General features: G+C 68.5%; 10 protein-coding genes and 1 pseudogene. 4 read left to right on the top strand and 7 right to left on the bottom strand.

The window, feature by feature from the left end:
* Positions 1-1,482: pseudogene (locus TFC3_RS39035) on the bottom strand (hypothetical protein); the annotation flags it as partial.
* 140 nt (positions 1,483-1,622) lie between these two features.
* Between TFC3_RS39035 and TFC3_RS03840 the strand changes: the two are divergent.
* From TFC3_RS03840 to TFC3_RS03830, 3 genes are all read left to right on the top strand, one after another.
* The gene (locus tag TFC3_RS03840) at positions 1,623-2,285 is read left to right on the top strand and encodes a TetR/AcrR family transcriptional regulator (RefSeq protein ID WP_067495691.1); all 663 of its coding nucleotides are present in this window, start codon (positions 1,623-1,625) and stop codon (positions 2,283-2,285) included.
* A 38-nt stretch (positions 2,286-2,323) separates the two neighbouring features.
* Positions 2,324-2,548 (top strand): DUF3107 domain-containing protein, encoded by a 225-nt coding sequence (locus tag TFC3_RS03835; RefSeq protein WP_067495688.1) that lies wholly within the window; start codon positions 2,324-2,326, stop codon positions 2,546-2,548.
* Positions 2,549-2,866: 318 nt separating this feature from the next.
* Positions 2,867-4,639 carry a DEAD/DEAH box helicase gene (locus tag TFC3_RS03830; protein ID WP_067495685.1) on the top strand — a complete coding sequence of 591 codons (1,773 nt, stop codon included), beginning with the start codon at positions 2,867-2,869 and terminating at the stop codon, positions 4,637-4,639.
* Between the two features lie 55 nt (positions 4,640-4,694).
* On the opposite strand, the gene TFC3_RS03825 is transcribed toward TFC3_RS03830, so the two are convergent.
* The 6 genes from TFC3_RS03825 to TFC3_RS03800 form a co-directional block, all read right to left on the bottom strand.
* A complete protein-coding gene (locus tag TFC3_RS03825; protein WP_082772359.1) occupies positions 4,695-4,988 on the bottom strand; it encodes a DUF2470 domain-containing protein in 294 nt (97 codons plus the stop codon).
* Positions 4,985-5,623 carry a heme oxygenase (biliverdin-producing) gene (locus tag TFC3_RS03820; protein ID WP_067495682.1) on the bottom strand — a complete coding sequence of 213 codons (639 nt, stop codon included), beginning with the start codon at positions 5,621-5,623 and terminating at the stop codon, positions 4,985-4,987. The genes TFC3_RS03825 and TFC3_RS03820 overlap by 4 nt, the downstream gene beginning before the upstream one ends.
* A gap of 126 nt (positions 5,624-5,749) precedes the next feature.
* A complete protein-coding gene (locus tag TFC3_RS03815; RefSeq protein WP_082771847.1) occupies positions 5,750-6,778 on the bottom strand; it encodes a hypothetical protein in 1,029 nt (342 codons plus the stop codon).
* The gene (locus TFC3_RS03810; RefSeq protein ID WP_067495679.1) at positions 6,771-6,983 is read right to left on the bottom strand and encodes a heavy-metal-associated domain-containing protein; all 213 of its coding nucleotides are present in this window, start codon (positions 6,981-6,983) and stop codon (positions 6,771-6,773) included. Before TFC3_RS03810 ends, TFC3_RS03815 begins: the two co-directional genes overlap by 8 nt.
* Positions 6,984-7,004: 21 nt before the next feature.
* A complete protein-coding gene (locus TFC3_RS03805; RefSeq protein ID WP_369819563.1) occupies positions 7,005-7,358 on the bottom strand; it encodes a metal-sensitive transcriptional regulator in 354 nt (117 codons plus the stop codon).
* A gap of 177 nt (positions 7,359-7,535) precedes the next feature.
* Positions 7,536-9,659 carry a DEAD/DEAH box helicase gene (locus TFC3_RS03800; protein WP_067495676.1) on the bottom strand — a complete coding sequence of 708 codons (2,124 nt, stop codon included), beginning with the start codon at positions 9,657-9,659 and terminating at the stop codon, positions 7,536-7,538.
* A gap of 173 nt (positions 9,660-9,832) precedes the next feature.
* On the opposite strand from TFC3_RS03800, the gene TFC3_RS03795 reads away from it, so the two are divergent.
* Positions 9,833-10,228 carry a hypothetical protein gene (locus TFC3_RS03795; protein ID WP_067495673.1) on the top strand — a complete coding sequence of 132 codons (396 nt, stop codon included), beginning with the start codon at positions 9,833-9,835 and terminating at the stop codon, positions 10,226-10,228.
* The last annotated feature ends 111 nt before the right edge of the window (positions 10,229-10,339 follow it).

The raw sequence follows: 10,339 nt of genomic DNA, 5'->3' as shown, positions 1-10,339 counted from the left end.
GGCCGGTGGTGACGAACGCTGAGCCGGGGCGGGCGGAACCGGCGCGCCACCCAGCGGCATCGCTCCCTGCATCGCGGCGTCCAGGCCCATCCGGTCCTGCAGCAGCCGGGCCACCTGCCGGCTCACCTCGGCCGGGTCGGCACCCTCGGCCAGGTCGAGGCGCAGGCTGTGCGCGCCGGCCGGGGTGGTGCGCAGCGCGGCGTCGCGGACGCCTTCGACCTCGCGGACAGCCTCGAGGATGGCGTTGACGTCGAAGCCATCCTGGCGGCCTTGCTTCGACAACGCGTCATCACGGCGCAGGTGCGTCGCAATCCGCGCCAGCGCGGGGGTCTCGGCCGAGGGCTCCACGGACGGCGGCTCCGGGACGGTGGGCACGTCCGGCTGGGCCGGGACGCGCTGCGGCAAAGCGGGAGAATTCTGCTCGCCCGTTTTTCCGGGTCCGGGATCGCCGGAGCGGTTGGCGGGGCCGAGGTCGCCGGACCGGGTGCCGATGCCGGGGTCGCTGGGCCGGGATCCAGTGCCGGGGTCGCCGGACCGGGTGAAGCCCGGTAGCGGCGGCTCGTAGGGCAGCCGGCGCGGGAAGCTGGAGGGATCGTACGACGGACGGCTCACGTTGTGATCACCGGAACGCGACTCGGCGGGGTTGTGCTCGCGCGCATGCCGCGCGGAGTCGGCGGTGGGGGTCTGCCAGTCGGCCCGCCGCGCGGCCGCGGGGCGCCGGGCGTCATCAAGATCACCCTCATACGGGTACGGCGGAGCGCTCGCCGGGAGCGTCGGCGCCGGACGTACCTGGGTGGTCTCATCGCCGTGCAGCAGCTCCGGCGACAGCGGGTCGGGGCGCGGCGCCGGCTCGGGCAGGCGGGCTTGCTGGCCGTTACCGTTGCCGGGTGACAAGTGGTTGAGCAGGGCGGAATAGCGGGCCCGGTTGTCCGACCAGTGCGGCGCCGAGCCGTTGCCGGTACGCGGGCCGTCCGCTCCCGGGGGCACCTCCTGCCCCGGCGCCACGTCCCGGCCGGTCGCCACATCACGACCGTTCGACAGGTCGCGGCCCGGCAGGTCACGGCCGTTCGCCGGATCGTGGCCGGATGGGAGATCACGGCTGCCGGGCAGGTCGCGGCCGTTCGCGCGGGTGACGGGGCGGGCGCCGTCCGGGCCGTCGGCGGCGTAGGTGGTCGAGCGCGGGGCGGGCGACTCCGGCGTGGAACCGGGCAACGGCTGGGTGACGCCCCCGGCCTCCGGGCCCGGGGCGGGCTGGAACGAGGGCGGAGGGGGCGGCATGGAGAAGCGGCCATTTCCCGCCTCGGTCACCGGGCGGCGCCAGGAGGGATCCTCGGCGCCATCGGGATCCAGCGCGGCACCGGCGTTCGACCATGGGCTCTCCCGGGTGGACCAGCCGTTGACCAGGGCGCGGTCGCGTGACTCAGCACCGATACCACCTTCCGCAGTACCCGCGTCACCGGAATGCCCTGTTTCGTCCACCACGCGCTCCTCGCTTGCCCCGTGCTGAGGCTACCGTGTGGTGGCAGTGGCGATAAGTTGCAGCGTCACGGCAATTGCCCGCCCCGGAACGCGACAGATGATGATCCGGGCATACCGCGCTTGTACACCGGAGGTTGGTACACATGACCGCTGCGTCCGGAGGGGCACAGACGGCGGGACGCCCGACGCGCCTGCCGCGGTCCGCGCGCCGCAAGCAACTGCTTGCCGCCGCGCAGCAGATCTTCGTGGCGCAGGGCTATCACGCCGCCGCGATGGATGAGATCGCGGAACGGGCCGGGGTGTCCAAGCCGGTGCTCTATCAGCACTTCCCGGGCAAGCTTGAGCTGTATCTGGCGCTGCTGGACACGCACTGCGACGCAATAATCGCCAAGGTGCGCAGCGCGATGCTGGCGACCCCTGACAACAAGGAACGCGTCAAGGGGGCCGTACGCGCCTACTTCGAATTCATGGATCATGAGAGCGAGGCGTTCCGGCTGGTCTTCGAGTCCGACCTGCGCAACGACCCCCAGGTCCGCGAGCGGGTCGAACGCGTGGAGCAGGGCTGCATCGCGGCGGTCACCGACACCGTCGTCTCCGACACCGGGCTGAGCCAGGCCAACGCCGAGCTGATCGCCTCCGGCTTGGTCGGGGCGGCCGGGCAAGCCGCGCAATACTGGCTCGCCACCGGACGGCAGACTCCCAAGGCCGAGGCGGAAGCGCTGGTAGCGGCGCTGATCTGGCGCGGCATCGCCAGCTTCCCGTTGCAGGGTGAGTCAACTCCGGGAACGTCTGCGGAAATCGGCTAGCCTTCATATCGGAAGACTGCTGAGAGGGAGGGACCCCCGTGGAGGTCAAGATCGGCGTGCAGTACGCCGCGCGCGAGCTGGTGCTGGAGAGCGCGCAGACGCCGGCCGAGGTCGAGCAGCTGGTGACCGAGGCGATGGCCAAGGACAGCGTCCTGACTCTGACCGACGAGAAGGGCCGCAGGGTGATCGTGCCGACCGCCAAGCTGGCCTACGTGGAGATCGCCGAGAGCTCCAACCGGCCGTTCGGCTTCACCACGCGCTGACCGCGCGGTTATTGCTGCTCCTCGGAGCAAAACGTCAGGGGGCCTCGCGGGGCCCCCTGACGCAGCTTTACGGCGCCTTGAGCATTCGGCATCGGGTGCATGACCTTTCTGTCGGGTAGACTGGCACCGTCGCCGTAGACGTCGATCTCTTCAGCGCCGATCCACGCCGGGCAAAAGACCTGGTTGGATGCGCCGCTGACATCGCCACGGCGACGCGCGTGCGGCCCGCGATAGTTCTTCTCGCGTGTGGCCCGCGCCCAATCCAGACCGCGCCCAGGAATTCGACGGGCGCACCACGAGAGGCACCCGTAGAACTTCATGACCGACATCGACCAGAATGAGAACGAACCCGCACTTGTACCGGTGCTGACCCGGGCCCCCGTCCGCTCCGACAGCCCGACGTTCGCCGAGCTCGGCGTGCGTGCGGAGACGGTGGAGGCCCTGGCCGCGGCCGGCATCACCCGGGCCTTCGCGATCCAGGAGTACGCGCTCCCGATCGCCCTGCGCGGCACCGACCTGATCGGCCAGGCGCCCACCGGCACCGGCAAGACGCTCGGTTTCGGCCTGCCCATCCTGGAGCGGGTCACCTCCCCCGCCGAGGGCGCCGACGGCAAGCCCCAGGCCCTGATCGTCGTCCCGACCCGCGAGCTGGGCCTGCAGGTGGCCCGCGACCTCGCGGCGGCCGGTGCGACCCGTGGCGTGCGCGTGCTGCCGATCTACGGTGGCGTGGCCTACGAGCCGCAGGTCGAGGTGCTCAAGAAGGGCGTCGAGATCCTGGTCGGCACGCCCGGCCGCCTGCTCGACCTGGCCAAGCAGAAGCAGCTCAACCTCAAGTCCATCAAGGCGCTGGTGCTCGACGAGGCCGACCGCATGCTGGACCTCGGCTTCCTGGAGGACGTCGAGAAGATCCTGGCCATGCTTCCGGAGCAGCGCCAGACGATGCTGTTCTCGGCGACCATGCCGGACCCGATCGTCGCGCTCTCGCGCCGGTTCCTGACCCACCCGGTGACCATCCACGCCGGTCACACCACGGAAAGCGGTCCGTCGCCGCTGACCAAGCAGGTCGTCTACCGCACCCACCCGCTGAACAAGCTGGAAATGGTGGCGCGCATCCTGCAGGCGCGAGGCCGTGGACTGACGATGATTTTCACCCGTACGAAGAGAGCAGCCGACCGGGTGGCCGAGGACCTCGACTTCCGCGGCTTCGCGGTGGCAGCCGTCCACGGTGACCTCGGCCAGGGTGCCCGCGAGCGGGCGCTGCGCGCGTTCCGTACCGGGAAAATCGACGTCCTGGTGGCCACCGATGTGGCAGCCCGGGGCCTCGACGTCTCCGGCGTCACGCACGTGATCAACTACGACTGCCCGGAAGACGCGGACACCTACACGCACCGCATCGGCCGCACCGGGCGGGCAGGCGCAACCGGCGTCGCCGTGACGTTCGTGGACTGGGAGGACATGCCGCGCTGGGCGCTCATCGACAAGTCGATGGGGCTCAACATGCCGCAGCCGCCGGAGACCTACCACACGTCTGCGGCACTCTACGCCGACCTGGACATTCCCTCGGAGATCTCGGGCACGCTGCCGACCGCGGAACGCAACCGCGTCGGGCTGTCGGCTGAGGTCGAGGAGGACCTGGGCAGCACGCGCAAGCGCGGTGGACGTGAGAGCGGCGGCGGGCGGTCGCCACGGACGCGGGGCCGGTCGCGTCGCGGTCCTTCGGATGAGGGCAGCGCCGGTTCCGAGGCTCCTTCTTCTCCCTCTTCGGACGAGGGTTCGGAGCGGCCGCGGCGGGAGCGTCGGCGCCGGCGGGTAAATGAGGATGGCGCCTCGGCCTCTTCTTCCGCTGCTGCTTCCTCACCTTCTGTGGCGGGCTCTACGTCGGATGCTTCGCCGGCCTCCGCCTCAGCGGCTTCCCCTTCGGAGGCTTCCTCTTCAGCGGCCGACGGCTCGGGCTCGGCGGTCGATGGCGAGTCGCGGCCGCGCCGGCGTCGGCGTCGCAGCCCCCGGGGTGGCGGCGAGGATGGTGCAAGCGTTTCCGCGGACATGTCCGGTGGCTCCGAGGCCGGGGCCGGAACGGGTTCCGAGGACTAGAGGTAGTTGTTAAAAGGGGCGTCCCGGTGCCGGGGCGCCCCTTTTTTTCGTACCGTTAATGCTGCGGTTGAATGCCCAGCTCGAGGCACGCTTGCTGATACATGCGAACGGCCTCGCCCCGCACCTGCCGCCGCTCGGTCAGCCGTTGCGAGAACGGAATGCGCACGGGTACGACAATGCCATTCACTGTGGCGTCGAAGTCCATTCCTTCCGCGTCCATCCCGGACATCCGAGCCGCAGAAGCCGACGGCACACCGCCCAATCCGCGCACGATAAGCACGTTATCGTCAGCGTGATCGCCGTTCATGTGCCGGGCGATCTGCTCGACAACTTCCTGCGGGAACGTCACGCCCACCGCTCCTTGAGTTCCGCAAGAACGGCAATGTTCAGCCGGTAGGCCTCGGTCACCTCGGCCAAGAAGCACTCCTCGTCCGCCGGGGTGAAGCACAGTTCATCAAGCAATTCCCGATAGCGGGTACGAAACGCCGGCGGCTGAACTCCCTCGAAGACGAAGAAGTGGTGCCCCGGCCCATCAAGTCCGTAAGCCTTGGCAATGGCCGGCCCCAGATACTGACCCCCGGAAAGGTCACCGAGGTAACGCGTGTAATGGTGCGCGATGAATCCCCACGGCTCATCAAACGCCACCTCACGAAGCCGCTCGCAGTATGCATGCGTAGCCGGGAGCGGCTCAACGGGCTCGTGCCCCAGGAATGCGAGATCTGCGGCAAGAGCAGGCAGCCGAGTCAACGCAGGAAAGACGAACGGGCCGGCGACGGGGTCGGCGGCCATCGCGACAGCAGCGCCTTCCAACGTCTCGTAGATGAAATAGTGCTGCACAGCCAGATCCGCGTACGCCTCCCGAGGCAAACTCCCCTCAGCCAGCCGATCAAGGAAGCCACTACCTTGAGCAGCATCGTGATCGCCCCTGGTACCGGTCCGCAACCTGACAGAAAGTCGATCAGTGGGAAGGTCGGCCAACGTCATCGCAGCACCTCCATGCTAGTTAGGGCAGCCTAACTGGCGAGGGGTGCCCTGGCCAGAGTTGATCTGTGGGGTGGGGGTTGGTGGCGGCTGCCCAGCGGCGACCATCCCTGCGTCCAAACCCCCGCCTCAACCGGCGACGATCGCGCTGAAAGCGGCGGTGTGGACCTTCCCCGCGACCTGGAAGTCGAAGAACATCCGGTACCGTCCCGGCCCCGGCGCAGCGAGCCAGAACTTGACCGCGCCATCAGCGAGGTCGGGCTCGGGGTGGACGTGGACGTAGCCCACATCGCCCTCACGCAGAACGACCAGGTGACCGAACGCGCCGAGGTAGGGCTCCAGTTCGGCGGGTTGGCCGCTCTGGTCTCGTACCGTCAGAAGCAGGGGTTGGGTTGAACCGATTTGCGGGGTTCCCTCATAGCTGACGGTGAAGTCGTCTGCAGTTGCCTGCGTGGCTGGGGCGGGGAGCGCGAGGGGTTGGTAGTTACCGGCGATGGTGAGGTCCACGCCCAGGGTGGCGGGGGTTTGCTGGCCCCCCACGACGGCGGTGAAGTCGGCGATCGCGCGGTACATGCCCGGCGCGGCGAGGGTGAGGTCAATGGACCAGGTGCCGTCGGGGGCCATGGTGGGGTGCAGGTGCTGGAAGCCGCTCAGGTCCCGCCGGATCACGATGAGGTGGAGTGGCTTGTCGTGCACCACCGCGTACGTGGTGACCGGCGCGCCGCCGGAAGCCGTGATCTTGAACTTCCAGGTCTGCCTGCGGGCAGCTTGCAGGGTCGTACTTTGCGGCTGCAAGGTGAGTCCGCTGCTGGTGAGCGCGAGCCCGCCCACGGATGCGGAACTGGAACCCGCCACCTGGGTGACCGTTCCGTCGGTGTTGTGCATGTGCGGGGCCGCGCCGGTGTCGTCGTGCGTTCCGGTGCTGCTCCCACCCGACATACCCGGCATGCCAGGCATTGCGCCCTGCTGCGCCGCGCCCTGCTGCGCCGCGCTTTGGTGCGAGGTAGCGGCGGACGCGTTCTCGACCGAGTTGTTCAGGCGACCGATGCCGTAGCCGGCGAACAGCACGATGACCAGCACGGCACCAAAGGCGGCCAGCCGGAAGGTGGTCCCGCGCTCCTTTTCCTCGGGCCTGTCAACGGTCAGCACCTCAGACATTGGCGAGCTCGTAGCCGGCCTCGTCGACTGCGGCACGGACCGCGTCGTCGGCGAGCGGCTCGGCGCTGATCACTGTCACCGCGCCGCTACCGAGGTCGACCTGGACGTCGGCGACGCCGGGAATCTCGGACAGCTCGCTGGTGACGGCCTGCACGCAGTGGCTGCAGGTCATGCCGGAAACGGTGTAGGTGCTGGTGACAGCCATGGTGGGCTTACCTTTCGGAGCTCAGGACCGGACGAGCCGGGCAATCGCGTCGGACGCTTCCTTGACCTTGGCGGTGGGGTCGCCAGCGCGGGCGGCGTCGACGACACAGTGGGCGAGGTGGTCTTCCAACAGGCCAACAGCAACGGCCTGCAGGGCACTCTTCGCCGCGGAGATCTGGGTGAGAACATCGATGCAGTACGTGTCCTCGTCGACCATCCGCTGCAGTCCCCGGATCTGCCCCTCGATACGCCGCAGCCGGCCGAGCAGCGCAGCCTTGTCCCCCGAATAACCGTGCGGCCCATGATGGTCGTGCTTCTCGGCCCCCGAGTCGTCGGAGGGCAACCTCTGGGGATCGTGCGACTGGTCGGCGGCCATGTCCCCCATGATACCCCCCACCCGTATACACCTTCACCCACCCGCCTGAATGACCGTTTGCCTGCCGCCGGTTTGTCTGCCGCTCCGCACTACGTCCACGGTCAGCCGGGCGCGTCGTCCAGTTCGCATAAGGCCGGCTCGGCAAGCCCTACCGCTGGGGAACCCAAGGCCTTTCCGTCAGCCCGCCACCGCCAGGGCGAACGGCAGCACCCCCTCCGCGCCTGCACGCCGCAGCGCCCGCCCCGCAATCGCCATGGTCCAACCGGAGTCCACCAGGTCGTCCACCAGCAGGACCGGTCCGCTCAGCCCAGGCAGAGCGTCGGCCACCTCGGCCGGAACCGTGAAAGCGTCGTGCAGTGCAAGCACCCGCTGGGCGCTGTTGCCGCGAGGCCCGTCATCGCCGCGGTGGGTGGACGTCAGCGTGCCCAGCAGGGGCAATCTGCCCACCGCCGCGATCCGTGCAGCCACGCTTTGCACCAGTTCAGGCCGGCGATGCGAACCTACCGCCACGACCGCCGCCGGCCGTTTCTGCCAGGCGCCGTCCCCGTGCGCCCAGGTTTTCAAGACCTCAACCACCGCACCGGCAAGTTCGTCGGTGATCGATCCGTCCGCAGCCTCCGGCGCTACCAAGGTCCTCAGGCGAGCGCCCCAGCCCTGGTCGGACAAGCGGCCCACGGCTCGCCCCGGCTCGATCTGTTCGGCGGGGCCGATCTTGCCCTTGAGCCCGACTCCGACCGCGGCCATTCCGCTCGGCCACAGTTTCTTGGGTGCGATGTCGACTCCGGGACGACCGAGGAACACGTTCGCCGCCGAGAGGGATTCCGCGGAAACGGCGTTGTCGAACAGGGGACCGGCGCAGTTGTCGCACCGGCCACACGGCTGCGCCTCAGGATCGTCGAGGCATTGGCGCAAGAACTCCATGCGGCAGGTCGTTGTCTGGGCGTACGAAATCATCGATTTTTGCTCGGTTTTTCGTGCTTCTGCGACCCTCCGCAATCGGGTTGTGTCGTAGGTCCACGGTTCGCCGGTGCTCAGCCATCCGCCCCGGGTGCGCCGGACGGCTCCGTCGACGTCGAGCACCTTGAGCATGAGTTCAAGCCGGGCGCGGCGCAGGTCAACGATGGGTTCGAGCGCTTGCGTCGAAAGAGGACGATCGACCGGCAATGCCTTCAACACGGTACGGACCTGGTCCTCGGGCGGAAATGCCAGCGACGCGAAATACCGCCAAATCGCAGCGTCCTCGGGCCCCGGCAACAGCACCACTTCGGCATGTTGCACCGCTCGACCGGCGCGTCCGACCTGTTGGTAATACGCAATGGGCGACGGCGGCGCCCCGAGATGCACCACGAATCCCAAATCGGGTTTGTCGAAACCCATTCCGAGCGCAGACGTGGCGACCAAGGCCTTGATCTTGTTATCCATCAAGTCCCGCTCGGCAGCACGCCGGTCACTATCCTCGACCTGCCCGGTGTACGAAGCCACAGCAAACCCCCGCGACCGCAAAAACTCGGCCGTCTCCGTCGCCGCAGCCACAGTCAACGTGTAAACAATGCCCGACCCCGGCAGTTTCTCGAGGTGGTCCGCCAGCCACGCCAGGCGATGCGCCGGATCGGGCAGGTCGAGCGCCGCCAGCCGCAGCGAATCGCGATCGAGCGTGCCGCGCAGCACCAGAGCGTCCCCGAGCTGCTCAGCCACGTCGGCGGTCACGCGCGCATTCGCCGTCGCGGTGGTGGCAAGCACCGGTGTACGTCCAGGCAACCCCGCCAGGAAAGTTCGCAGCCGCCGGTAGTCGGGGCGGAAGTCATGCCCCCAGTCGGAAACACAGTGCGCCTCGTCAACGACGAGTAAGCCGGTGCTCGCGGCCAAGCCGGGCAGCACGTTGTCCCGGAAATCCGGATTGTTGAGCCGCTCGGGGCTGATCAGCAGCACGTCGACGGCACCGCTGCGGATTTCGGCCGTGATCTCGTCCCACTCGTCGAGGTTGGCTGAGTTGATGGTGCGCGCGCGAATGCCGGCCCGAGCCGCCGCTTCGACCTGGTTGCGCATGAGGGCCAGCAGCGGCGACACGATGACCGTCGGGCCAGCCGGTGGGTCGCCCGGCTCGGCCGTCACCCCGTCGCGCAACAAAGCGGTGGCGACGAAATAAACGGCGGATTTGCCCCATCCCGTACGCTGCACGCACAGCACGCGCCGACGGTCGATGACCAACGCCTCGATCGCCCGCCACTGATCCTCACGCAGCACAGCATGATCCCCGGCGAGCCGCCGAAGGACCTCCTCGGCGCACTCCCGCACGGCCATCCGCTCAGCGTCGCTGACTGCCTCTCGCGTCGTTTCCACGTCCGCATGTCTACCAGCCCGGCCGAAAAACGATTCTCGCGTTATCCACAGGCAACCCGAGCAGTCGACCCCAGTTATCCACAGGCCCGCCACGTCACTGGATAAGGACCTTGGTCAGTGGCAGCGTGAACGGCATGACGAAGACGATCGCCGAAAAACTCCTGATCAAGCCCAACACCACGATCTGGCTCTCCAACCCCGCCCACCTCCCGCTGTTGACACCCATGCCCGACGGCGTACGCGAAGTCGACTCGCCTGCGACGGCCAGCGCAGCGGTGGCGTTCGCCGAGGACGCGGCTGCCGCCCGAAAGCTGATGGAGGAGCACGCCGAAGATCTCAAGAAACCGGCGGCGGTCTGGATCGCCTACCCGAAAGCCAACAAGGCGGACATCAACCGAGACACCCTCTGGCCCATCGTGGCGGAGTTCGACATGCGGCCTTGCGGGCAGGTGGCAATCGATGAGCGGTGGTCGGCGCTGCGTTTCCGAGCGAACCGGCCTGGCGAGGGGCGTTTCACCGGCGGGGCCTAGGGGTTTCACCAGAGGGGCCCAGGCGTTTCAGCGGCGGGGCCTGAGCAGAGAGGCCGGCAACGAGGGAAATCGCGGTGAGTGGAGAGGCCGCTCGACGTCGCATGCTGCCAG

It is taken from the genome of Actinoplanes sp. TFC3, from assembly GCF_001553785.1.
Lineage (GTDB): Bacteria > Actinomycetota > Actinomycetes > Mycobacteriales > Micromonosporaceae > Actinoplanes.
Note: the sequence above shows the minus strand (reverse complement) of the source record. Positions and strands in the feature narration are given on the sequence as shown.

Coding starts and splice junctions, on each gene's coding strand:
- TFC3_RS03820 (WP_067495682.1), bottom strand. CDS start 5,623: ATGACGTTGGCCGACCTTCCCACTGATCGACTTTCTGTCAGGTTGCGG.
- TFC3_RS03810 (WP_067495679.1), bottom strand. CDS start 6,983: ATGGCTGTCACCAGCACCTACACCGTTTCCGGCATGACCTGCAGCCAC.
- TFC3_RS03830 (WP_067495685.1), top strand. CDS start 2,867: ATGACCGACATCGACCAGAATGAGAACGAACCCGCACTTGTACCGGTG.
- TFC3_RS03805 (WP_369819563.1), bottom strand. CDS start 7,358: ATGGCCGCCGACCAGTCGCACGATCCCCAGAGGTTGCCCTCCGACGAC.
- TFC3_RS03815 (WP_082771847.1), bottom strand. CDS start 6,778: ATGTCTGAGGTGCTGACCGTTGACAGGCCCGAGGAAAAGGAGCGCGGG.
- TFC3_RS03840 (WP_067495691.1), top strand. CDS start 1,623: ATGACCGCTGCGTCCGGAGGGGCACAGACGGCGGGACGCCCGACGCGC.
- TFC3_RS03800 (WP_067495676.1), bottom strand. CDS start 9,659: ATGGCCGTGCGGGAGTGCGCCGAGGAGGTCCTTCGGCGGCTCGCCGGG.
- TFC3_RS03795 (WP_067495673.1), top strand. CDS start 9,833: ATGACGAAGACGATCGCCGAAAAACTCCTGATCAAGCCCAACACCACG.